The following is a 22,690-nucleotide window of genomic DNA, read 5'->3' as shown; positions in this document are numbered from 1 at the left end:
AGTCACAGTTCCGACTCGTGGCGCACAGCGGCGCGGCCTTTCCAGTACACGGAACCGAGCAGCGCAGCGACCCCCGCGGTGAGTCCGGCGAACGCGGCCAGGGTGGTGCTGTCCGGGTGGACGAGGGACTGGGCGCGCATCGCCTGGAAGAACACGATGGCCAAGAGACCGGTGTAGCCGAGGCCGAGCACGCCGATGACGGCGGCGCGGGTGCGTTCGGCGCGCAGCCAGGGGTAGCGCGGGGCCAGCCAAGCCAGTACGACAACGGCGAGCAGCAGCACTTGAATGCCGTGCAACCCGACGAAGTGGGGCACACGCAGGTCGCCGCCGATCGTGCTCCAGTGGGTGATCGGCATGCCCGGCGCGGCGTCGCGGGGTGAGAGGTCGCGGCTCGCGGGGTCGAGGACGGTGTGGCCCGCGACCAGCTCGATCACCTTTCCGTCGGCGTCGCGCACGAGCTGCTTACCGGTGTAACCCATCAGATAGCCCATAGCCATTCCTGCGACGGCCAGGGCCAGCCCGAAGTGAATCGCGCGCGTCGTCGGCCGGTCCACCAGACGCTGCCACGACAGGATCACCACGATGACCAGATTCGCGAGGAACAGCCCGGGCACACCGGACATGAAGATCTGCTGCCCGATCGCATTGACTGGGTCGGCATCGAAGTTGTTGAAATGACTGAACGTGCCACGCGCCGCTTGCACGGCGATGAAGCCGACATCGAGAAAACCGGTCACCGCGAATACCGTGCCCAACCACCAGGTCGCCCGGCTTCCCTTGTGCGGCAACGACAACAGCCACGCCAGCGTGAGCCCGTAGAGCGCGAACGCGAAACCGAACTTCATCGGTTTCAGCCAGACCGACTCGCCGAGCAGCATCCGGTCGTCGACGAACATCCCCACCAGGGCGCAGCCGGTCAGCGCGGCCATCGTGAACGTCATCCAGGCCAGCGGCCGATGCAGGCGGGTAGCCGCGCCGCTACGGCGATGCCGCGCCGAAGGCGGCTCCACGAGCCCCGCACCGAATTGTGTTGTGAGCATGCCCCGACGCTAGAAACCGCCACCCACGGAACACCTCCCGCCGCAGCACTATCCGCGCCTAGCACTCCGGTACTGAAGTCCGGTCGGCGACTGGCACGTCATGGTGTGTGCCGCGCTGGGCGAGGGGTCGGTCAGACGGCGGGCAGGCTGGCGTCGGGGAACGAGTGGTGCTCGTGCGCCACGATCCACCGGCCGTTCTCCTTGCGCAGGCCGAGGGTGAGCCGCAACCGACGTCCAGGATCCTTCGCGAAGTCGTCGGCCGTGCCACACAGCAGTAGGGCGTGCGCGAATGCCACATCGGCACCCGCAGTGACATCCAGCGAGACGATCTCGAATGTCGCGCCCTGCGCCTGCCACTCGAAGAAGCCGGGCCAGGCCGCCTGGTAGGCGTCGATGCCGCGCAGGCCCTCGTCCGGCGGCGGCACGTCGAACATGACGATGTCGGGCGCGTGGTCGGCGAGCACGGTGTCCAGGTCGCCCGCGTGCACGGCGGCGGCCCACCGTTCGATCAGCACCCGGATCTTCTTCTCGTCGTCCGACATCGTTCATCGTCCCTTCATATGGCCTCACCCAGTGCGTTCGGCTGCTGTGAGCCTGCCGAAGACACGCATGGGACGCAATGGATTCCATGTCATATGTGAGATATCCCGACCGCGGCGGGCCGGTTTCGCTGCTAACTGACGGCAGCCGGGGCAAGCGTGGAGCGTTTGCGGCCGTATCCGAAGTAGACGGCCAGTCCGACCGCTACCCAGATCGCGAAGCGCACCCAGGTCAACCCGTCCAATGTGGTCGCGAGCAACACGCATCCGATGAGCGCGAGCGCCGGAACCACCGGAACGAACGGGGTGCGGAACGGCCGCTCTCGATCGGGCTCGGCCCGGCGCAACACCAGCACGCCGACGCACACCACCGCGAACGCGGACAGCGCACCGATGTTCACCAGCTCCACCACGATCTCGATGGGCAGCAGCCCGGCGATCGCCGCACCGACCACGCCGAGCAGCAGCGTCAGCCGCACGGGCGTTGCCCGCTTGCCGGTCTGCGCGAGACCGAAGGGCAGCAACCGATCTCGGCACATCGCGAACATCAGCCGCACCTGCGCGTAGACGATCATCAGCAGACCCTTGGTCAACGCGACGATCGAGGCGAGCACGATGACGTTGCCGATCCAGCCGATGTGCAGCCCCTCGAACGCGGTCGCGATCGGCGCCCCGTTGTTGAGCGTCGCGAAGGGCGCGATACCGGTGAGTACGGCGCTGACCAGGGCGTAGAGCACGGTCGCGATGAGTACCGTTCCGATGATGGCGAACGGAATGTCCCGGCGCGGGTTGCGGGCCTCCTCGGCCGAGGCGGCGACCACATCGAAGCCGAGGAACGCGAAGAACGCGATCGCCGCACCGCCGATGATGCCGCTGACACCGAAGGGCGCGAACGGAGTCCAGTTGCCGACGTCGATATGCGGCGCACCGACCGCGACCACCAGCACCAGCACGCCGATCGTCACACCGACCAGCACCTTGGTGATCCGCGCGGTCAACGACACCTCGCCGACCAGCACCGCGACGATCACGCAGATGATCAGCATCGCAGGCAAATTGACGATGCCGCCCTCGGTCGGACCCGCCGCGATGGCCTTCGGGATCGTGATGCCGAACATCGAATCCAGCGCCGACACCGTGGTCCCGGACCAGCCGATCGCCACCGCGGCGCCCGCGATCACGAACTCCAGCAACAGATTCCAGCCGACCAGGAACGCGGGCCCCTCACCGAGCGTCGCATACGTGTAGGTGTAGGCGCTGCCGGATACCGGCACCATCGCCGCCAGTTCGCTGTAGCAGAGCGCGACGAGCACGCACACCGTCCCCGCCAACATGAACGACAGCACGATCGACGGCCCGGCCTTCTCCGCCGCGGCCACACCGGTGATCACGAAGATGCCCGCGCCGACGATGGTGCCGACACCCATCGCCGTGAGGTCGATCCGGCCGAGCCTGCGCGCCAGCGTCGGCGCTCCGTCGGTCATCGCGGTGTCGGGCAGGCGGCGGCGCCATCGCTGAGCGGCTGGGGTGGTCATGACTCCCTTATGAACTCGTCCAGGGTCCCGCCTGAGGGCCGGACCGACAGTCCATTGTTGTCGGAGTGAGTCAATCGCCGTTAACTGGGGGGTGAACTGGGGAAACCGACGGTAGCCGCGGTGTTGCGCGCGTTCCCCAACGCGAAATCGCAGGTGAAGCCGGGTGCAGGGGCCCCTATGGTCTGCCGGCCAGGTGGCTCAGCTGCTGGACGAGGCCGCGAAGGGCGTCGAGACCGGTGCGGCGACCGGACGGGACGGATGCCGCCACAGCCCCTTGCGTTCCAAGATCGGCAGCACACCCTCGCCGAACCAGTACGCCTCCTCGAGATGCGGATAGCCGGACAGGATGAAGTGGTCGATGCCCAGCTTCGCGTACTCGACCAACCGCTCGGCGACCTCTTCGTGCGAACCGACCAGCGCCGTGCCCGCGCCGCCGCGCACCAGGCCGACCCCTGCCCACAGATTGGGCGCGATCTCCAGCCGGTCGGTGCTGCCGCCGTGCAGTTCGGACATGCGCCGCTGCCCCTCGGACTCGCTGCGGGCCAGGCTCGCCTGCACTCGCTCGATATCGGCGGGATCGATGCCATGCAGCAGCCGGTCGGCCTCGGCCCACGCCTCCTCGGCGGTGTCGCGGCTGATCACATGGATGCGCAGGCCGTAGTCGAGGATGCGACCCTGGTCGACGGCGAGGCGGCGGATCCACTCCAGCTTCCTGCTCACCGCGAGCAGCGGTTCACCCCAGGTCAGGTAGGTGTCGGCGTAGCGGGCCGCGACCGGTCCCGCGGGTGCGGAGGAGCCGCCGAAGAACACCGGCGGGATCGGGTCGGGCCGGTTGCTCAGCAGGGCGTCGCGGACGTGGATGTGCTCGCCCTCGAAGGTGATCGGCTCGTGCGAGTTCCATAGTTCGCGTACTACGTGCAGGAATTCGCCGGTGCGCGTGTAGCGCTGTTCCTTGTCCAGGAAGTCGCCGTAGGCCTGCTGTTCGTGCGATTCGCCGCCGGTCACCACGTTCAGCAGCAGCCTGCCCTGCGAGTGCCGTTGGAAGGTGCCAGCCATCTGCGCCGCCAGCGTCGGGCTGACCAAGCCGGGGCGCAGCGCCACCAGGAACTTCAGCGTCTCGGTGGTGTCGACCAGCATCGCCGTGGTGAGCCAGGCGTCCTCGCACCAGGCGCCGGTCGGGGTGAGCACCGCCTCGAAGCCGTTGTCCTCGGCGGCCGCGCCGATCTGGTTCAGGTAGCGCAGCGTCGCGGGCCGGTCGCCGGACATGAAGGTGCCGTGTCCGCCCGCGACCAGGCCGCGCGAGTCACCGTAGGTGGGCAGGAACCAGTGGAATGACAGGGTCATGGAGAGCCAACTCCTCAGGAGGCCGGGGGAAACAGGTCGTTGAAGCGGGTGTCGGTGTAGTCCGAGATGGTCACCTTGCGCGGGATGAGCCCGGCGTCGGCGAACGCGTCCGCGACACCCTGCTCGGCGGCGATGGTGGCGGCGTCGAGCTGATGGTCGTGGTACGGGCCGCGCTTGACGACGGCGAGGATGACGTCATAGGGCAGGCCGGTCAGTTCGGCGTAGGTTTTCGCCCACTGCTCGGGGTGCTCATTGACCCAGGCGTGCGCCCGTGCGATGCGGGCGAGCAGGTCGCGCAGCGCCGCGGCGGTCGCCTTGTTACCGAGTGCCTTGGCACCGGCGACGTAGAACGCATCGCCGGTCACATAACCGTTGCCGTCCACCAGGATTCGCGCGTTCGACTGCTGCTCGGCCTGCGCGGTGTACGGGTCCCAGATCGCCCACGCGTCGACTCGGCCGGTGGACAGCGCCGCCAGCGCGTCCGGCGGCTGCAAGTATTGCGGCTCGATCTCGTCCCATGTGATCCCCGCTTTGCTCAGCACGGCGAGCAGGTGGGCGTGCGCCGAGCTGCCCTTGGCGACGGCGATCTTCTTGCCGCGCAACTCTTCCGGGGTCCGCAGTGGTGAATCCTTTGGCACCACGATCCCTTGGCCTTCCTTGCCCGCCTGGTAGGCGCTGACGATCTTGATGGCGGACTTGGCCGCCGCCGCGAAGACCGGCGGTGCGTTGCCGACGCCGCCGAGATCGACCGCGCCCGCGTTGATCGCCTCCAGCATCGGCGGGCCGGATTGGTACTGCGACCAGGTGATCTTGTAGGGCGTTGTGGCCAATTCACCCGCAGCGGTGAGCAGCGCTTGCAGGCCGGTGCCCTTCTGATCGCCCGCGCGCACGGTGACCTGGGACAGGTCGATCGAACCGTCGGCGCGGACCGCCGCATCGTCGGACTTGTCGGACCCACAGGCTGTGCCGACCGTCGCGACCAACGCGAGAGTCGTTGCGAGCAGCAGCCTTCTGGCTTTCATTCGGTTCCTTCCGGTGCCACGCCGAGTTCGGCGAGCAGGGTGTCGCGCAGGGCGAGCAGGTGCGGATGGTCATTGCGGCGCGGGCGCGGTAGATCGATGCGTGACTCGTGTGCGATGCGGCCCTCACCGAGCACCAGCACTCGATCGGCCAGCCGCAGCGCCTCGTCGACGTCATGGGTGACCAGCAGGACACCGGGGCGGCGGCGCTGCCACAGGTCGATGACGAGACGGTGGATGGTGATCCGGGTGAGCGCGTCGAGGGCGCTGAAGGGTTCGTCGAGCAGCAGCAGGTCCGGCTCGCGGACCAGGGCGCGGGCCAGGCTGGCTCGCTGGGCTTCACCACCGGAGAGGGTGAGCGGCCAGGCGTCCGCGCGTTCCGTCAGACCGACCTCGGCCAGCGCGGCACGGGCCGCGGCCTTGGGGTCGGGGTGCCGTAGGCCGAGAAAAACGTTGGCCAACACACGCTTCCACGGGACGAGGCGTGGTTCCTGGAAGGCGACGGCAATCGTGCCCTTGGTGATCAGCTCGCCCTGGACGCCGCGATCCAGACCCGCGAGTGCGCGGAGCAAGGTGGACTTGCCCGAGCCGCTGCGACCGAGCAAGGCGACGAATTCGCCTGGTGCGATGTCGAGATCGAGACCGTCGAGGACGCGGCGGCCGTCGAAGTCGCGGACGAGGCCGCGCACTCGGGCGACTGCGGGGCCTACCGCTGCGTCCGCGGAAATCGTTGCCGCCGAGAGGCGTTCAGCTGGCCCCAGTGCGGCGTCGTCGGGAGTCGCTGTGGCCGTTCGTGGTTCGGTGATCACTGTCCCAGGAATCCGCGTCGCCATGCCAGCGCCTTCCGCTCGATCAATCGGACGAATGCGTCGGTCAGCAGGCCGAGCACGCAGTACACGAGCAGGCCGACCACGATCACGTCGGTGCGCAGGAATTCGCGGGCGTCGTTGATCAGGAAGCCCAGCCCCGCATCGGCATTGACCTGCTCGGCGACGATCAGCGCCAGCCAGGCGATGCCCAGCGACTGGCGCAGGCCGACCAGGATCTGCGGCAGCGCACCCGGCAGCACGATGTGCCCGATGAGGGCGACTCGGCCGAGCTGCTGCACCTCGGCGAGCTCGGCGAGCTTGCTGTCCACCCCGCGGATACCGGCAAACGTATTGAGGTACAGCGGAATCGCCGCGCCGAACGCGACCAGCACCACCTTCGGCAGCTCGCCGATCCCGAACCACAGGATGAGCAGCGGGATCAGACCGTAGAACGGCACCGTGCGCAACATCTGCATCGGCGGATCGACGATGTATTCGCCGACCGTGCTCAGCCCGGCGAGCACGGCGAGGCCGATGCCGAGCACGGCGCCGATCACGAAGCCGGTCGCGGCCCGGCCGAGCGATACCGTGATGGCCTCCTGCAGCGTTCCTTCCTGGATAAGTTCCCAGGTGGTCCGCACAATCGTTACCGGCGAGGCCAGCAACCGTTCCGGCAGCACGCCGCCGGCGCTGGCGAGCTGCCATGCCACGACGATGACCAGCGGGCTGACTATCCGCAACCACGTCTTGCGTGGTCGCCATCGGGCCGCCGATCGAGCCCGAACGGGCATCGGCTCCAAGGCAATTGATGACACGCAACACCTCAGGTAGGGGACAAGATCCGCGGGCGCCGCTGAGTGCGCCGCAGTTATCCATGGTGTGCGCGCGGGCCGCGGGAGTCACCGTTTGGAACCAGTGCGGTTTTAATTGGGCGTCGCCGTCCAGCATGATGTGAGCAAACCCGACTAGACGTAACCTGGAATAACACGTAACCTCGACGGAAGCTCTCGATCGAAGGTGATCGAGGCGTGACCAGACGAAACGAGTTCCTCAATGACGCGGCATGTCGACGTACTGATCATCGGCGCCGGGCTATCCGGAATCGGTATGGCCTGTCACCTCACCCGCGAGCAGACCGGGCGCAGCTACGCGATCCTGGAGCGGCGCACCGCCATCGGCGGCACCTGGGACCTTTTCCGTTACCCCGGCATACGGTCCGACTCGGACATGTACACCTTCGGCTACGGCTTCCGCCCGTGGGTCGGCACCAAGGTGCTCGCCGACGGCCCGCATATTCGCCAGTACGTCGAGGACACGGCCAACGAATACGGCGTCACCCAGCACATCCACTTCGGCCGCAAGGTCACCACCGCCCGCTGGTCCAGCGCGGCAGAAATCTGGACCGTCGAGGCGCTCGACGAGCAGACCGGCGCCACCGAGACCTTCACCAGCAACTTCCTGGTCGGCTGCACCGGCTACTACGACTACGACAATGGCTACCGGCCGGAATTCCCCGGCGAGGCCGATTTCGGCGGGCAGATCGTGCACCCGCAGCACTGGCCGGAAAATCTCTACTACCGCGGCAAGCGGGTGGTCGTGATCGGCAGTGGAGCCACCGCGATCACCTTGATTCCCGCGATGAGCGAGGACGCCGCGCACGTCACCATGCTGCAGCGGTCGCCGACCTACATCACCGCACTGCCCGCCGACGATCCGGTCGCGGTCGGCATGAAGCTGGCCAGGGTGCCAGCGAAGCTGGCCTACCGGGCCGGTCGTGCGCGCAATATCGCGTTGCAGCGCGCCAGTTTTCAGCTGTCCCGCACCAACCCCGATGCGGCCCGCAAGCTGCTGCTCGGCGCGGTGCGGATGCAGCTCGGCAAGGACATCGACATGCGGCACTTCACGCCGTCCTACAACCCCTGGGACCAGCGACTGTGTGTCGTGCCGAACGGTGACCTTTTCAAGGTGCTGCGCAGCGGCAAGGCGTCCATCGTCACCGACCGCATCGACACCTTCACCGAGACCGGCATCCGCCTGGCCTCCGGCGAGGAACTACCCGCCGACATCGTGATCAGCGCGACCGGCCTGCGCGTGCAGATGCTCGGCGGCGCCACCCTCGAGCTGGACGGCGAACCGGTGGTCACCCGCGACCGCGTCGTCTACAAGGGCGCCCTGCTCGACGGCGTCCCCAACGCCCTGATGGTGCTCGGCTACACGAATGCCTCCTGGACGCTGAAGGCAGACCTCGCCGCCGAATACTTCTGCCGAATCCTCAACCACATGAAGACGCACGGCTACACCCGCATGGTCGCCGTCGCCGAGGAAGGCGACCGCTCACCCGACTCCGTCATGGGCGGCGCCCTGACCTCCGGCTACATCCAACGCGGCGACGCCATCATGCCCCGCCAAGGCACCCGCGGCCCCTGGAAGGTCATCAACAACTACTTCCGCGACCGCAAAATGCTCCGCAAGGGCCCCATCGAAGACGGCGTCCTCACCTTCACCACGCCCACCACCGCCGCCGATACCACCCGCCCCCTGCAGGCCACCCGAACCGCCTGACCCGTCCAGCGGGACATGGTGGAGGGGTCGCCCGGCGTTTCGCTCAGCGATGTCCCGTTCGGCCCGCGCACGGCGGTGCGGGAGACTGGCTGGATGCGCGTGGTTGTGGTGAACCGGGGTGAGGTGGCGGTTCGGGTTTTGCGGGCGGTTCGGGAGCGGGGGTGGGGGACGTTGGCGGTGTGTACTGCTGAGGAGCGGGATGCACTGCATGTTCGGCTGGCGGATGATGTTGTCCAGCTTCCCGGAGTTGGTGCTGCCGCGTATCTGGATGTGAACGCGGTCGTCGCGGCGGCGGGTAAGGCCGGGGCGGGGGCGTTGGTGCATCCGGGGTATGGGTTCCTCAGTGAGAGTGCGGATCTCGCTTCCGCCTGTGCCGCGGCTCAGCTGGTATTCGTGGGGCCGGGGCCGGAGGTGCTGCGGACATTCGGTGACAAGGTTGCCGCCCGTGCGGCGGCGGAGCGGGCCGGGGTGCGGGTGTTGGCGGCGACGTCGGCGGGCGCGGAGGTGGCCGAGATCGCCGGACTGCTTGCCGCGCATCCGGATGGGGTGATGGTGAAGGCCGCGGCTGGGGGCGGTGGGCGTGGAATGCGGGTGGTGCGGGACCCGGAGGCGCTGGGGGAGGCGTATGCGCGTTGTCGGGCGGAGGCACTGGCGGGGTTCGGCGATGACACGGTGTATGGCGAAGCGTTGGTGGCCGATGCGCGGCACATCGAGGTGCAGGTGGTCGCGGACGGCGTGCGTGCGGTTGCCGTCGGCGACCGGGATTGCAGTGTGCAGCGGCGGCACCAGAAATTGATCGAGGTGGCACCCGCGCCGAATCTTGCTGCGGCGCTGCGGGACCGGCTACATGCCGATGCTGTTCGGCTTGCCGAGTCGGTCGGCTGTCGCGGCGTGATCACCGTCGAGTTCCTGGTGCGTGCCGAGGATGCCTGGTTCCTGGAGGTGAATCCGCGTTTGCAAGTCGAGCACACGGTCACCGAGGCGGTGATGGGCGTCGACCTCGTGGCCATCCAGCTGGATCTGGCGCGCGGGTGCACTCTCGCGGACCTCGATCTTCCCGCCGGTGCACCGCGTGGCCATGCCGTGCAGGCGCGGGTGAACGCCGAAATCGTCACCGCGAGTGGCGATGTGCTGCCGAGTACCGGGACTGTCGCACAGTTCGCCGCGCCGACCGGCGTGGGCGTGCGGGTCGACACCGCCGCGTACACCGGGATGCGGCAAGGGGCACAGTTCGATTCGCTGCTGGCGAAAGTGATCACCCACGCGCCGTCGTATGGGGCGGCCCTGCGCCGTTGTTCGGATGCGTTGGCCGAAACCGTGGTGGTCGGCGTCGATACGAACGCGGCGTTGCTGCGGGCGGTTATCGATGGACTCTCGGGCGGCACCACCGTATCGACCTCGTGGTTCGAACAGAATCTGAACGAAATCGTCACTCGGGCAATTGATTATGTGCCTGCTCCGCACCTGGAGCAGCCTGCCGACGCCGTCATCGCGGAGTCCGTTGTCCTGCAAGACGATGAACAAGCACTGCGGTCACCCATGGGTGGCACGGTGGTCAGCCTGGTCGAACCGGGCACCGTCGTCGCGGCAGGTGCCGAGGTCGCTGTCCTGGAAGCGATGAAGATGCAGCACGTGCTGCGTGCCGAACAACCGCTGCGTATCCGACGGCACGTCGCGGCACCTGGTGACACGGTGGATCCGCATGCACCTCTGCTGGTGTGGACCGAGGCCGACCACGACGGACTGGTCCCCGACGTCATGGCAATCGACCTCGACGTCGTCCGCCCCGACCTCGCCGAGGTGCGCGACCGCCATCGCATCGGTCTCGACGAATCCCGCCCCACCGCCGTCGCCAAACGCCACCGGCTCGGCAGGCGCACCGCCCGCGAGAACATCGCCGACCTGGTCGACGACGACAGCTTCATCGAATACGGCGCACTGGCGGTCGCCGCACAACGACTGCGCCGCAGCCAAGAGGACCTGATCGCCAACACCCCGGCCGACGGCTTGATCGGCGGAGTCGCCACCATCAACGCCGACCGCTTCGGCGCCGACCGTGGCCGGGTAGTCGTAATGTCCTATGACTACACGGTTTTGGCGGGCACCCAGGGCATGCGTAATCACGTCAAGACCGACCGCATGCTCGAACTGGCCCGCGAACAACAGCTTCCGGTGGTCTTCTTCACCGAGGGCGGCGGCGGCCGCCCCGGCGACACCGACTACAGCGGCATCTCCGGCCTCGACGTCACCACCTTCCGCGCCATGGGTGCGTTGTCCGGCCGAGTCCCGTTGGTCGGCATCGTCTCCGGCCGCTGCTTCGCGGGCAACGCCGCCCTGCTCGGCATGTGCGACGTCGTGATCGCCACCCCCGACGCGAATATCGGCATGGGCGGTCCCGCCATGATCGAAGGCGGTGGGCTCGGCGTCTACGCCCCTGAGGACATCGGCCCGATCGACGTGCAGCGCCGCAACGGTGTCGTGCACATCGTGGCCGCCGACGAAGCCGAAGCCGTTCGCGTTGCCCAACGCTCTCTCGCCTACTTCCAAGGGCCAGTGGATGATTGGAGTGCCCCGGATCCACGCCTGTCGCGCCACGTTGTCCCGGAGAATCGGCTGCACGCGTTCGACATCCGCACCGCCATCGAGGCCGTCGCCGATCTCGATTCGGTGCTCGAGCTGCGCCGCGACTGGGCGGTCGGCATCGTCACCGCCCTGATCCGTGTCGAAGGTCGTCCCTACGGCCTCATCGCCAACAACTGTCATCATCTCGGCGGCGCCATCGATGCCCCCGCCGCCGACAAACTCAGCAGCTTCCTGCGCCTCTGCGACGCCAATGGTCTACCCATCGTGTCTCTGTGCGACACACCGGGTTTCATGGTCGGTCCGGAGGCGGAAAAGGACGCCACCGTCACCAAGTTCAGCCGCCTCTTCATCGACGCGGCCGCCCTGTCCGTCCCGTGGGGCACCATCATCCTGCGCAAGGGCTACGGCCTCGGCGCCCAAGCCATGGCCGCGGGCTCCTTCCGTGCTCCCCGCTTCGTCATCGCCTGGCCTACCGGTGAAATCGGCGGGATGGGCCTGGAAGGTGCGGTCCGCCTGGGCTTTGCCAAGGAACTGGCAGCCATCGAAGATCCGGTCGCACGCCAGGAAGCCTTCGACAACCTGGTCGCCCTCGCCTACGCCAACGGGAAAGCGCTCACCGCCGCCACTGTCCTCGAACTGGACGACGTGATCGACCCCGCGCACACCCGCCGCTGGATCACCACGCTCCGCTGACCGCCGTTGCTTCGTTGGGGCGAGACGTCCACTGGTGCATGGTTACTCGACGCCCGTGTCGAGGGCGTCGACCAGGTTGCGGGCGCGTAGGTCCAGAGCGCCTTCGACTATGTGGTTGGTGACGTAGGCGAAAGCGAGGTTGCGGGTGGGGTCGGCATAGGCGAGGGAGCCGCCACGGCCGGGGTGGCCGAAGGAGTCTGGGCCGCCGAGGGTCAGGTCGGCGATCGGCAGCATATAACCGGTGGCGTACCGGTCGGGGAGCATGATCACCCGGTCGATGCCGCTGGTTTGTTCGCGGATGGCGTCGGCGAGGGTTTCCGGGGTGAGCAGGCGGCGGCCGTCGACCTCGCCGATGAGCGAGGCGTACAGGCGGGCCAGGCCGCGGGCGGTGCCGATGCCGTTGCTCGCGGGAATCTCCGCGGCTTGAACGGTGGGGGAGTTGAAGTCGATGTCGGGTGGGTCGGTGATCTGGAAGGCGCGGTTGGTCAGCGATTCCGGATCACGCATCGCGGCAACCATCGGTCGGATCTGCTCCGGGATGAGTTCGTCCGGCATCGACTCGAGATCCGGTTTCGGCGCGAAGACCAACCGGCTGACGCGGTGCTGTTCGGCAGGTGGCAGACCGATGAAGAAATCGACGGCGTAGGGCCCCGCGATTTCCTCGGCAACGAACTGCCCCACGGTGTGCCCGGTAATCCGGCGGATCACCTCGCCGACGAGCCAGCCAAAGGTGCGGCCGTGGTAGCCGTGGTCGGTACCCGGTAGCCAGTTCGGCGCTTGCGCGGCCAACGCGTCGACCATCGGTGTCCAGGCCAGCGCGTCGGCGAGCGGCACCGGCTTGTCGAGCGCGGCGAGACCGGCCTGATGAGTCAGCAACCAGCGCACCGGAATCTCGGCCTTGCCCGCGGCCGCGAACTCGGGCCAGTACCGCGCGACCGGCGCGTCCAGCTCGAGTTGCCCGCGCTGGACCAGCAGATGGGCCGCGGACGCCACCACCCCTTTGGTCGCGGAGTAAACCAATTGCAGAGTGTCGCGCTCCCACGGTTTCCCCGTGTCGGGGTCGGCGAGCCCACCCCACAGGTCGACCACCGGTTGCCCGTCCCGATATATGCACACGGCAGCCCCGATATCACCCTGATCAGCAAAATTCGCGGCAAACGCGGCCCGAACCGCCTCGTACCCGGGAGCCACCGTTCCATCGATCCGCATGCCGCCCAGCATGTCACGGCGCACCACCGGCCCACCTGTGACCTCGGCGCGCACGACCCGGTCGACCCGCTCCGAAGCCGATGTCCGGGAACATGCGTTTGATCCGTGCCGCCCCGAACGCCGTTCCGCGTCGATATGCCCGATATTCCATGCGGCACCGATGAATTCGAGCTATACGGTCGGTCTACCAAGGAAAGCAGCAACGATCGAACGGAGAAGTCGCATGTCGGAGAGTGCACCCACCAAGGCGAGCCGCAAGGTCGCCGCTGACGTTGTCGTGTCGATGGACGGATACAGCAGCACCGGACCCGACGACGACATGAGCTGGGCGATGGAACACATCCTCAGCGAGCAGACCGAGATCTACTACGAGGGCATCTGGCGTGGAGCCAGCACCGCGATCGTCGGCAGGACCAACTGGGAAGGTTTCACCTCGGTCTGGCCGTCGATGACCGCCGACCCGAACAGCTCGGACCGCACCCGCGACCTCGGCAATTGGCTCGCCACCGTCGAGAAGGTCGTCTTCTCGCGAACTCTGGAGCAAGCCGATCTCGGCAAGACCGAATGGCGCAACGCCAGGATCGGAACCGACCTCGAAACGGAGGTCCGCGCACTCAAGCAGACAGCGGGTCGCGACATCCTCGTCCTCAACAGCGCAAGCATCATTCAAGCTTTGCTGAAGGCCGACCTGATCGACGATCTCTATCTGACCATCGTCCCCGTGACGCTCGGCGGCGGATTGCGACTGCTGCCGGACAACTACACCTCGACCTGGCGCATCGCCGCTGCCACGACCTTCCCCGCCACGAGTGCGGTCGCACTGCACTATCAGCGCCCGTAACCCCGGAGAGCAACCTCGGAATGAACCTGTCGGTGCCGCACGGAATACTCGATCGCTGTCGCACCACGAACCGTCACCGGGAGGATCAACCGCATGCCAAGCGAGCTCGAAGACCTGTCCTACGCGCGTTATCTCGCGGCTTTGGCGGGTGACCTCGAGCCGGAAGGGGACTACGACTGCGTGCACGTGGACGGCGGCGAGCGCGACGACGTCGACGTGCAGAACGCCCGCTTCAGCGAGTGCGCCTTCACCTCGGTCGCGTTCAACCGGGGCAGCATGCGGCACACCAGGTTCACCGATGTCTGGCTGCGCAATGTTCGCTGGGTGGGGACCGAACTCGCCGACACGGGGTGGCTGGATGGCGAGATGATCGCCGGAGCCATGTCTGGGGTGGATCTGGCGGGTTCGAGCCTGCGCCGAGTGCGGTTCGAGGGCTGCAAGCTCGATTCGGTCAACTTCCGCACCGCCCGGCTGCGGGACGTCTCGTTCGTCGAATGTGTCTTGCGGGACTGCGATTTCGGTGACGCCGCACTGACCAACGTGACCTTTTCCGGATCGACCCTGGAGAGCCTGGTGCTGAATCGGGTCAAGCTGACCAAGGTCGACTTCCGCGGCGCCCGCGCCCTCGACATCACCGACGGTTTCGACTCGCTGCGTGGCGCGACGATCGACAGCGGTCAATTGATGGACTTGGCCCCTGCCTTCGCCCGCCACCTCGGCCTCGTGGTGCGCAATTCTTGATCAGATCGTCGCGGCCACACCGTCCAGCACGATCTCCAGCCCGAACTCGAAATCGTCCTGACCCGGGTCGGCCGTTGGCGGGGGTGCCGATTCGAACAAGCCGGAAGCGAAGAGTTGCGCCGCGTCCGGAAAGCGTTCCGGATCGACCAGCCGAGCCAGCTGCCGACCATAGGCGCGGTTGGTCTGGAATTCATCGAGACCTGTTGCGCGCCTGCCTTGTTCGAGCTGCTGCGCCAACAGATCGGCTTGCCGCACATACCCGCTGACCACCATCACCACACCGACCTTCGTGCCCGCGTCGAGGCCGGTGGGACGCAGCGCGCGCAAGCCCGCGTCCATCCAGCCGATCGCGCCGGGCCCCCGGGGCGGTCCCGCGATCGGCAGCTGGGCGAGCCACGGCCGCTGCCGATGGACCAACCAGAGCGCGCTGGCCCATTCGCGCAGCGCCGACCGCCAATCATCGACTGGCGCAGCGAAATCCGGGGGAGACCCGGTGGCCGCATCAGTCATGAGGACGAGTAGCTCCTCCTTGGAACCGATGTGGCGATAGAGCGACATCGGTGTGACGCCGAGCGTTTCGGCGATCTTCGGCAGCGTCGCACCCGGCAATCCGCCCCGGTCCGCCAGTTCGACCGCCGTGCGGACGACACGGTCGACATCGAGTCCGGCCGGGCGGCCCAGTCGCGAGGCGGTGGGCAGTCGCCATAGTCGAACCAACTCGTCCGGTGGGTTGTCATCGACCATGGTGCGGTTTGCCTCCTCAGCGCTTGTGCTCGAACGGCCGAAACGTTAGCATTCACCATATAGTATAAGGCATATACTAACTAGCGACGGCTTGGACGCCGCACATCGGCGCCATTTCACCGAAAGCGAGAGTCGATGGACAACACCGTGATCCGACGCACCACCGGCGCGGCAGGCCTGGCCGCCACGCTGCTGATGCTCGTGGAGCTACCGCTCTATTTCGTCTACGGCGGCCCACCGCCGGACTGGAATATCTTCACCCGCAGCATGTTCGGGCTCACCGGCACGATGCTGCTGGTGGTATTCATGATCGGCATCCCGCACCTGGTGCGGGCGGCGGGCCCGAAATCGGTCTGGATAGGGTCGATCAGTGCGGCCGCTGGATTGATGTGGCTCACGGTCGCCGCCATCTCCACCAGCCTCGAGGTCGGTGCGGCGATCGCCGCACCGGACCCGATCGACCCCACCATTGCCGTCACCGGCACCTACATCCTCTACGGGTCGCTGTCGAAATTGCTGATCGCGTTGTTCTTGGTGGCCTTCGCCTTCGCGATTACCGACACCGGCCTGCTACCACCGTGGACGAGGTGGTCGGCATTCGGCTTGGCCGCGATCCACCTGGCTTTCGTGCCGTCGATGTACTGCGGGAACGACCCGGCGAACTTCTACGCGGCCAACGGCTGGGGCACCACGGCAACCACGGGCGGGCTGACCATACTCTGGCTGCTCGCGGTGAGCGTCACCCTGCTGCGCACGCCGGCCGATCAGTTCGTCATTTCGCCCATATCCCGAGCCGCGCATTGATACATTTCGCCAAGCCGTCCGTACGGCGAATTCGATGAGGAATGCGAGTACATGTTCGACCGGGACTATCGCCGCAGCGCTGCCGGCGTCCGCGTGCTGATCACGATGGCGGCGGAACGCGGAATGTCCGCGACGGACTGCCTGTCGGGCACCGCGCTAGCATTGGCGGATGTCGACTGCACGGCACGGCAGGAACTGCTGGTCGTGCGTAATCTGCTGGCCCGCTTCGGTACCGAGCCCGGCCTTGGTGCCGAAGCGGGCAGCCGTTCCGACATTCCGCCGTACGGGCCATGGGGTCTCGCCCTGCTCAGCAGCCGCACCCGGCGCGACGCGGTCGACGTAGTGGTGCGCTACCTCGACCGTGCCTGCGTTTCCGGTCGGCTCACCGCCGAGTCGACCCGCGGTGCGCTACGTCTGCGATTCGTCGATTGCGAAAGCCCGCCCGAACTGCGCGCCTTTCTGGCCGAACGAATCCTCGCCGGTGTCACCTCGACCGGCGGCGAGCTGTTCGATGCCCGAATTCCGGTCGAGCGGATCGAATTCCGGCATCCAGCGCCCGTCAGCAGCGTCCGGCACCGCGAGATCTATGGTGTGGAGCCGATTTTCGGCGCGGATGCCGATGTGGTGGTGTTCGGCAGACGCGCTCTCGACCTGCCGATGCCGAAATCCAGCGAACGGGCGCGCGGCATCTGCGCGCAGCTCTGCCGTGACCTCCTGGATCGGCACCGCACGCGGTCCGGCGTCGCGGGGGCGGTCCGCGATCTGCTCGTCCGCAATCCCGGGGAGATCCCCGATCAAATCGCGGTCGCCAACGAATTGTTCATGAGCCCGCGCACCCTGTCGCGCCGACTCAACGAGGAAGACACCTCGTTCCGCGGCTTGCTCGACGAGGTCCGGCAGCTGCTGTCGGAGCAACTGCTCGCGCACACCGATATGACCACCGAGCAGGTGGCCGCCCGCCTCGGCTACGCGGAGGCGGCCTCGTTCATCCGCGCTTTCCGGCGCTGGAAAGGCTGCCCGCCGCAGGAGTTCCGGCTGCACGAAACTCGGTCGCTCACTCCGCAGGTGGCCCCCGTACCGGCAGGTGCCCACTAGCTCGCGCCGCCGACGACTGTTGGGCACCGAGCGTGTTCGAACTTGCGGGCAGTCCGTTTGCTCGTGTCTAACTGTGCGAAACGGATGGATGCTGTAAGTATGCTGGAATGTCGATCAGCGCTCCTGTCGCGCCGAATGTGCCGAGGACGATCCGGCAGGCCACCGTGTTGGCCGTCTGCTGCGCCGCTGTGGTGATGGCCAATGTGGACACCACTGCGGTCAACGTCGCCCTACCGGCCATCAGTCGTGGGCTGGGCGGTTCGCTAGCGGGGGCGCAGTGGGTGGTCGCCGCCTACACCTTGACCTTGGCGTGCCTGCTGACCTTCTCCGGTTCGCTGGCCGACCGGATCGGCAGGAGGACCGTCTTCCAGCTCGGCCTCGCAATATTCGCCGTAAGTTCGCTGGCATGTAGTCTAGCGTCCTCGGTCGGCTGGCTCATTGCGTTCCGGGTGATCCAGGCTGTCGGCGGCTCGATGCTCACGCCGGTGGCGATGGCCATCATCTCGTCCGTCTTCGCCGATCCGGCTCGGCGGGTCCGGGCAATCGGTGTCTGGAGCGGGTCGATCGGGATCGGCATGGCGGGCGGCCCGGTGGTCGGCGGCTTTCTGGTGGACGCGATCGGGTGGGAAGCGGTGTTCTGGATCAATGTGCCGATCGCGGTGGTGGCATTGGCCCTCACCTTCTTCGTCGTTCCGCAGTCGAAGTCGGATCGGCCGCGGGCGCTCGATCCGGTGGGGCAGTTGCTGGTGATCGGTCTGCTCGGACTGCTGGTGTTCGCGATTATCGAAGGGCCGCACCGGGGTTGGCTGTCCGCGGTGACGGTGGGCTGCTTCGCCGGGTCGGCGGCGTGCCTCGCCGCGCTGCTGCGGTACGCGCCGCGGCACCCGCAGCCGCTGATCGACCCGCGCGTGTTCCGGTCGGCATCGTTCACCGGCGCGTTCGTGATCGCGATCCTCGCATTCGCCGCGATGGGCGGGTTCCTGTTCCTGAATACGTTCTACCTCCAGGAGATTCGGCACGACTCTCCGCTGACGGCCGGACTCGCCCTGCTGCCGATGGCGGCGGCCATGTTCGTGTTCGGGCCCATGTCGGGCCGTCTGGTCGCGAACCGCGGCGCTCGCAGCGCGCTCACGGCTGGGGCGGTGCTGGCGACCGCCGCGGCGGCGATACTGACGGTGACCTTCGACGGCAGCGGAAAACTGTTGCTACTCATCGGCTATGCGCTGTTCGGCGCGGGCATCGGCCTGCTGTACACACCGATCACCGCGACGGCGGTGGCGGGCCTGCCGTCCGCGCAGGCGGGCGTCGCTGCCAGCTTGGCAACCACGTCACGACAGATCGGACAGTCGCTCGGGGTTGCGGTCATCGGCTCGCTCATCGCCAGCCATCCCGGTGCCCTCACCGCCGCCGCGGCCTTCCGGCCGCCCGCCCATCTCGGCTGGCTGACCATCACCGCGTTGTGTGCCGCCGCACTGGTCGTCGCCCGAATCAGCACCGCTCCCAAGATGGTTCGCGCACACGTCTGAAACTCCGATTGTCCACTACCTGGGCAATCGGTCGGCGCACCGAATCCTCCTCCCGTACTATCGCGATCGGGTACACCGGCCGGGGAGATGTTAGGAGGACGGTGTGGGAACTCGCATCCGCAACGGGACCTTGTGGTTGCGACGCTTCGCCGGAACGACGCCGGGGGTGGTCGCGGTTGTCGTCGTCGTTTCCGTTGTGCTGTGCCTGCTCGCCGGGTTGGCGTGTGTGAACCAGATGAGCGGCAAGAGCGCGCGCCGCGACGTCGCGCTCGAACGCACCGAACCGCTCGCCTTCGCCGCGCAGCGGCTCTACGTCGCGCTCTCGGCCGCGGACGCGACCGCGGCCACCGCGTTCCTGTCCGGCGGCATCGAGGCGCCCGCCGTGCGCGGGCAGTACCAGCAATCGCTCGCCGACGCCGCGGCCGCGCTGTCGGAGGCGACAGTGGGCGTGTCCGACGAACGGACCAGGCAGATCGTGGCCAGGATCGTCGCCGACCTGCCCGTCTATGCCGGGCTCGTCGAGTCGGCCCGGACAAATCATCGGCAAGGCTTCCCGGTGGGATCGTCGTATCTGCGCGAGGCCTCGGAGGTGATGCAGACCTCCTTGCTGCCCAATGCCGAACGGCTGACCGCGGACAGGTTCGCCGCGGTGCGGGCGGATCAGCGCGCCATCGCCGCGATGCCGATGGTGAGCATCGTGCTGGTCGTCCTGGTGCTGATCGCCTGTGCGGTGGGGTCATGGATCCTGTTGCAGCGCACCAACCGCCGGGCGAACATGGGCGTGGTGGTGGCCGCCGGGCTGGCGGCGCTCGCGCTGCTGTGGCTGATCACCGCGACGGGCGTGGCATCGAATGTGCTCGATACCGGTGCGTCCGGTGCGAGCAACCGCTTCGAAACCCTGGCCAAAGCGCGCATATCGGCGCAGCAGGCGCGCACCGACGAAACCCTGCAACTCGTCACCCGCGGCGACATCGCGGCCGGTGAGGAGCTCTACAACAAACACGCCACCGAACTGCGCGACCGCCTCGGCGCTGTCGTCGGCCCGGATTCGGTTGCCGCGCAAGAGCTCACCAAGTGGACGGCCGGACACCGCGCGCAGGTGGAGGCGTATCAGGCGGCGAACTATCGGGCCGCTGTCGCGCAGGCGATCGGCACCGAGCCCGATTCCTCGGCCACTCGGTTCGCCGCGCTGGACCGCTCGTTGAACGACAATATCGCCGAGGCGCGCCGCGACCTGCGCGACGGACTGCACGCCGCGGGTACGGCCTTGCTCCTCAGTCCATCCGGCACGCTGGTGCTGCTCGTCCTCGCCGCGGCCGCCGTGGTCGTCGGGGTGTGGCCGCGGCTGAAGGAGTTCCTGTGAACACACGCCTGCTGCTCACCGCGCTCGTGGCGGCGACGGCCTTGATGACGGGCTGTGGGTCGGGCGAACTGCCCGCACCGAGCACGCTGGAAGCGATGAACCCGAAACCCGCGGGCGCGGCGGAGATCACCGCCGTGCCGCCGGCCGAGGGTGCGGACACCTGCGACGACGAGGCGACCCTGCGGCCCGGCCCGCTGCCGAGACCCGGTGCCATGCCGCCCGGTTCGGCGATGGCGAAGATCGTGGCGAACGGCAGGCTGCGCGTCGGCGTGGATCAGAACACCTACCTGTTCGGCTTCCGCGACCCGAGCACCGGCGAACTCGTCGGCTTCGACATCGATATCGCCCGCGAAATCGCCAAGGATCTGTTCGGCGACCCGAACAAGATCGAACTGCGCTCGGTGACGGCCGCCGAACGCATCTCCGCGCTGCGCGACAAGAAGGTCGACATGATCGTGCGGACCTTCTCGGCGACCTGTGAACGGCGCAAGGAAGTCGACTTCTCCGCCGTCTATTACCGTGCGGCGCAACGCGTTCTGGCACCGCGCGGCTCCGGCATCGAATCCGGCGCCGACCTGGCAGGCAAACGGGTGTGCGTGGCCCGCGGTACCACCGCGGCTGCCCCGCTGTTCGCTATCCCGCAGCGCCCCACCGTGATCGGCGTTACCAACTGGACCGACTGCCTGGTGGCGCTGCAACAGGGGCATGTGGACGCGATCAGCGGTGACGATCCGATCCTGTTCGGCCTGGCCGCGCAGGACAACAATCTCGCGGTGGTCGGCAACCCCATCGGTGACGGCGCCTACGCGGTCGGCCTCCCCAAGGGCAGCGACGAACTGGTCCGCTTCGTCAATGGCGTGCTCGAGCGGATGCGGACCGACGGCACCTGGCAGCGCATCTCCGCCGAGCGGCTCGGTGCCCTCGGGCAGGCACAGAGCCCGCCCGAGCCCCGGTATGTGGGATGAGCGGGACCACCATGCGGCTGCTCACCGTCGTCGAGATCGACCGCGAATTATCCCGGCGCGCAACCGAAGTCGACTCGATCGTCGCCACCATGCTGGAGCTGGACAAGCACCAGGGGCTCACCCTGGTCCGCCGCTTCCCGCCATCGGGGCTGACCGAGGCGCGCTGGCTGCCCGTGCGGGACGCGCTCGCGCTGATGTGGGAGGACTTGGGCCGGATGCGGGCGATCCTGGATTCGGCGCGCGCGGCGCGCGGCAACCGGGCCAAGCTGGCCGACGGGCAGCGGGCGGAGCTTACCGAGCTGCTACGCGGCCGCCCCTATGAGGTGTCGCGCACGCCGATTCCGCTTGCCGAACGTTCGCTCACCGGTCCGCGCGAACACGTGCTGTTCGTCGGTCTCGCCGATACGCTTGATCGTATGCGGGCGACGTTCCCGATGATCGCCGAATTCCTCGACGCGGTGGACCGGGTGAACACCCGCGTGATGTCCGGACTCGCCCCGCTACAGGACAATCTGGACAAGGCCGGGGCGGCGACCCCGGAACTGCGCGCCATCGGCGCCGGCATCGCCGACCTGCTGAGCCGTTCGGCCACTGACCCGCTTGCCCTCACCGCCGCCGAAATCGACGCACGTCTCGCCGAACTCACCACCGCCATGCGACGCGAGGCGGCCGTGCTCGCCGAAATCGGCGCGATGGTGGCGAATTGGCCTGCGGCGATCGCGGGCGCGCGCACGAAGCTGGACGCGCTACGGGCAACGCGGGAGCGGGCCGCGCAGGCCAGGGCGAAAGTCGAGGCCACCATCCTGTCGGGGGCACTGCCGGTGTTCGCCGACGATATCGCGCAACTGTGCGCGCAACTGGATGCCGTCGCGGCCGATCCCGGTGCGGCAGCGACGCTGATGGAACTAGAGCGCCGCATCGACGCCGCGAGTGTGGCCGCCGCCGCGGCGGAGAACCTGGCCAAGGGCCTGCTCGATCGTCGCGGCGAACTGCGCGGCAGGCTGGCCGCCTACCAGGCCAAAGCAGCTCGCCTCGGCGTCGGCGAGGACCCCGACCTGCTCGCCGCCCACCAGATCGCAGCCGGGCTGCTCGCGCGGACACCCTGCGATCTGGCGGCGGCTACCCGCGCCGTCGCCGACTACCAGCAACTCGTCGCGGAGAAATCGGGGAGGCGACCATGAGCGAGCGAAGCGTGGCTGTGCGCATGGCAGCGCCGAGTGCGGTGGCGTCATGAGTACCTGCACCGAACCCGGCTGTACGGGCACCATCGAAGACGGT

General features: G+C 67.7%; 19 protein-coding genes. 10 read left to right on the top strand and 9 right to left on the bottom strand.

Annotated features, from left to right (window positions below; genetic code table 11):
- Positions 1-2: 2 nt before the first annotated feature.
- The 7 genes from KV110_RS25690 to KV110_RS25660 form a co-directional block, all read right to left on the bottom strand.
- On the bottom strand, positions 3-1,040 hold the full coding sequence (locus tag KV110_RS25690) for a hypothetical protein (RefSeq protein WP_246633974.1): 1,038 nt from the start codon (positions 1,038-1,040) through the stop codon (positions 3-5).
- A gap of 131 nt (positions 1,041-1,171) precedes the next feature.
- On the bottom strand, positions 1,172-1,582 hold the full coding sequence (locus KV110_RS25685) for a YybH family protein (protein ID WP_218469838.1): 411 nt from the start codon (positions 1,580-1,582) through the stop codon (positions 1,172-1,174).
- Between the two features lie 131 nt (positions 1,583-1,713).
- Complete coding sequence (locus tag KV110_RS25680; RefSeq protein WP_218469837.1) at positions 1,714-3,114, bottom strand: amino acid permease; 1,401 nt, start codon at positions 3,112-3,114, stop codon at positions 1,714-1,716.
- 198 nt (positions 3,115-3,312) lie between these two features.
- Positions 3,313-4,458: an LLM class flavin-dependent oxidoreductase gene (locus KV110_RS25675; RefSeq protein WP_218469836.1), complete on the bottom strand. Its 1,146-nt coding sequence runs from the start codon at positions 4,456-4,458 to the stop codon at positions 3,313-3,315.
- Between the two features lie 14 nt (positions 4,459-4,472).
- Complete coding sequence (locus KV110_RS25670) at positions 4,473-5,480, bottom strand: ABC transporter substrate-binding protein (protein ID WP_218469835.1); 1,008 nt, start codon at positions 5,478-5,480, stop codon at positions 4,473-4,475.
- Positions 5,477-6,310, bottom strand: coding sequence for an ABC transporter ATP-binding protein (locus tag KV110_RS25665; RefSeq protein WP_246633973.1), 834 nt, complete (start codon positions 6,308-6,310; stop codon positions 5,477-5,479). The genes KV110_RS25670 and KV110_RS25665 overlap by 4 nt, the downstream gene beginning before the upstream one ends.
- Positions 6,283-7,077 (bottom strand): ABC transporter permease, encoded by a 795-nt coding sequence (locus KV110_RS25660; RefSeq protein WP_246633972.1) that lies wholly within the window; start codon positions 7,075-7,077, stop codon positions 6,283-6,285. The genes KV110_RS25665 and KV110_RS25660 overlap by 28 nt, the downstream gene beginning before the upstream one ends.
- Before the next feature lie 262 nt (positions 7,078-7,339).
- On the opposite strand from KV110_RS25660, the gene KV110_RS25655 reads away from it, so the two are divergent.
- Positions 7,340-8,848, top strand: a complete 1,509-nt coding sequence (locus KV110_RS25655) for a flavin-containing monooxygenase (RefSeq protein ID WP_218469834.1) — start codon at positions 7,340-7,342, stop codon at positions 8,846-8,848.
- 93 nt (positions 8,849-8,941) lie between these two features.
- The gene (locus tag KV110_RS25650; RefSeq protein WP_218469833.1) at positions 8,942-12,124 is read left to right on the top strand and encodes an acetyl-CoA carboxylase family protein; all 3,183 of its coding nucleotides are present in this window, start codon (positions 8,942-8,944) and stop codon (positions 12,122-12,124) included.
- A gap of 42 nt (positions 12,125-12,166) precedes the next feature.
- Here the strand turns inward: KV110_RS25650 and KV110_RS25645 are convergent, their stop codons facing one another.
- Positions 12,167-13,333 carry a serine hydrolase domain-containing protein gene (locus KV110_RS25645; RefSeq protein ID WP_218469832.1) on the bottom strand — a complete coding sequence of 389 codons (1,167 nt, stop codon included), beginning with the start codon at positions 13,331-13,333 and terminating at the stop codon, positions 12,167-12,169.
- 223 nt (positions 13,334-13,556) lie between these two features.
- On the opposite strand from KV110_RS25645, the gene KV110_RS25640 reads away from it, so the two are divergent.
- Positions 13,557-14,174: a dihydrofolate reductase family protein gene (locus tag KV110_RS25640; protein WP_218469831.1), complete on the top strand. Its 618-nt coding sequence runs from the start codon at positions 13,557-13,559 to the stop codon at positions 14,172-14,174.
- A 93-nt stretch (positions 14,175-14,267) separates the two neighbouring features.
- The gene (locus KV110_RS25635; protein WP_218469830.1) at positions 14,268-14,915 is read left to right on the top strand and encodes a pentapeptide repeat-containing protein; all 648 of its coding nucleotides are present in this window, start codon (positions 14,268-14,270) and stop codon (positions 14,913-14,915) included.
- On the opposite strand, the gene KV110_RS25630 is transcribed toward KV110_RS25635, so the two are convergent.
- The gene (locus KV110_RS25630; protein ID WP_218469829.1) at positions 14,916-15,659 is read right to left on the bottom strand and encodes a TetR/AcrR family transcriptional regulator; all 744 of its coding nucleotides are present in this window, start codon (positions 15,657-15,659) and stop codon (positions 14,916-14,918) included. It abuts the gene before it with no gap.
- Between the two features lie 135 nt (positions 15,660-15,794).
- On the opposite strand from KV110_RS25630, the gene KV110_RS25625 reads away from it, so the two are divergent.
- The 6 genes from KV110_RS25625 (at position 15,795) to KV110_RS25600 (ending at position 22,593) form a co-directional block, all read left to right on the top strand.
- Positions 15,795-16,463: a hypothetical protein gene (locus KV110_RS25625; RefSeq protein WP_218469828.1), complete on the top strand. Its 669-nt coding sequence runs from the start codon at positions 15,795-15,797 to the stop codon at positions 16,461-16,463.
- A gap of 51 nt (positions 16,464-16,514) precedes the next feature.
- Positions 16,515-17,558: an AraC family transcriptional regulator gene (locus KV110_RS25620; RefSeq protein ID WP_218469827.1), complete on the top strand. Its 1,044-nt coding sequence runs from the start codon at positions 16,515-16,517 to the stop codon at positions 17,556-17,558.
- Positions 17,559-17,665: 107 nt separating this feature from the next.
- Entirely contained in the window at positions 17,666-19,084 is a 1,419-nt protein-coding gene (locus tag KV110_RS25615; protein ID WP_218469826.1) for an MFS transporter, read from the top strand.
- Between the two features lie 103 nt (positions 19,085-19,187).
- Entirely contained in the window at positions 19,188-20,447 is a 1,260-nt protein-coding gene (locus KV110_RS25610; protein ID WP_246633971.1) for a hypothetical protein, read from the top strand.
- The gene (locus KV110_RS25605) at positions 20,444-21,412 is read left to right on the top strand and encodes a glutamate ABC transporter substrate-binding protein (RefSeq protein WP_218469825.1); all 969 of its coding nucleotides are present in this window, start codon (positions 20,444-20,446) and stop codon (positions 21,410-21,412) included. The genes KV110_RS25610 and KV110_RS25605 overlap by 4 nt, the downstream gene beginning before the upstream one ends.
- Positions 21,409-22,593 (top strand): hypothetical protein, encoded by a 1,185-nt coding sequence (locus KV110_RS25600; RefSeq protein WP_246633970.1) that lies wholly within the window; start codon positions 21,409-21,411, stop codon positions 22,591-22,593. The genes KV110_RS25605 and KV110_RS25600 overlap by 4 nt, the downstream gene beginning before the upstream one ends.
- Positions 22,594-22,690: the final 97 nt, after the last annotated feature.

Source organism: Nocardia iowensis (assembly GCF_019222765.1).
Lineage (GTDB): Bacteria > Actinomycetota > Actinomycetes > Mycobacteriales > Mycobacteriaceae > Nocardia > Nocardia iowensis.
Note: the sequence above shows the minus strand (reverse complement) of the source record. Positions and strands in the feature narration are given on the sequence as shown.

Coding starts and splice junctions, on each gene's coding strand:
- KV110_RS25625 (WP_218469828.1), top strand. CDS start 15,795: ATGGACAACACCGTGATCCGACGCACCACCGGCGCGGCAGGCCTGGCC.
- KV110_RS25675 (WP_218469836.1), bottom strand. CDS start 4,458: ATGACCCTGTCATTCCACTGGTTCCTGCCCACCTACGGTGACTCGCGC.
- KV110_RS25685 (WP_218469838.1), bottom strand. CDS start 1,582: ATGTCGGACGACGAGAAGAAGATCCGGGTGCTGATCGAACGGTGGGCC.
- KV110_RS25660 (WP_246633972.1), bottom strand. CDS start 7,077: ATGCCCGTTCGGGCTCGATCGGCGGCCCGATGGCGACCACGCAAGACG.
- KV110_RS25670 (WP_218469835.1), bottom strand. CDS start 5,480: ATGAAAGCCAGAAGGCTGCTGCTCGCAACGACTCTCGCGTTGGTCGCG.
- KV110_RS25665 (WP_246633973.1), bottom strand. CDS start 6,310: ATGGCGACGCGGATTCCTGGGACAGTGATCACCGAACCACGAACGGCC.
- KV110_RS25600 (WP_246633970.1), top strand. CDS start 21,409: ATGAGCGGGACCACCATGCGGCTGCTCACCGTCGTCGAGATCGACCGC.
- KV110_RS25640 (WP_218469831.1), top strand. CDS start 13,557: ATGTCGGAGAGTGCACCCACCAAGGCGAGCCGCAAGGTCGCCGCTGAC.
- KV110_RS25635 (WP_218469830.1), top strand. CDS start 14,268: ATGCCAAGCGAGCTCGAAGACCTGTCCTACGCGCGTTATCTCGCGGCT.
- KV110_RS25630 (WP_218469829.1), bottom strand. CDS start 15,659: ATGGTCGATGACAACCCACCGGACGAGTTGGTTCGACTATGGCGACTG.
- KV110_RS25645 (WP_218469832.1), bottom strand. CDS start 13,333: ATGCGGATCGATGGAACGGTGGCTCCCGGGTACGAGGCGGTTCGGGCC.
- KV110_RS25655 (WP_218469834.1), top strand. CDS start 7,340: ATGACGCGGCATGTCGACGTACTGATCATCGGCGCCGGGCTATCCGGA.
- KV110_RS25615 (WP_218469826.1), top strand. CDS start 17,666: ATGTCGATCAGCGCTCCTGTCGCGCCGAATGTGCCGAGGACGATCCGG.
- KV110_RS25680 (WP_218469837.1), bottom strand. CDS start 3,114: ATGACCACCCCAGCCGCTCAGCGATGGCGCCGCCGCCTGCCCGACACC.
- KV110_RS25650 (WP_218469833.1), top strand. CDS start 8,942: ATGCGCGTGGTTGTGGTGAACCGGGGTGAGGTGGCGGTTCGGGTTTTG.
- KV110_RS25690 (WP_246633974.1), bottom strand. CDS start 1,040: ATGCTCACAACACAATTCGGTGCGGGGCTCGTGGAGCCGCCTTCGGCG.
- KV110_RS25620 (WP_218469827.1), top strand. CDS start 16,515: ATGTTCGACCGGGACTATCGCCGCAGCGCTGCCGGCGTCCGCGTGCTG.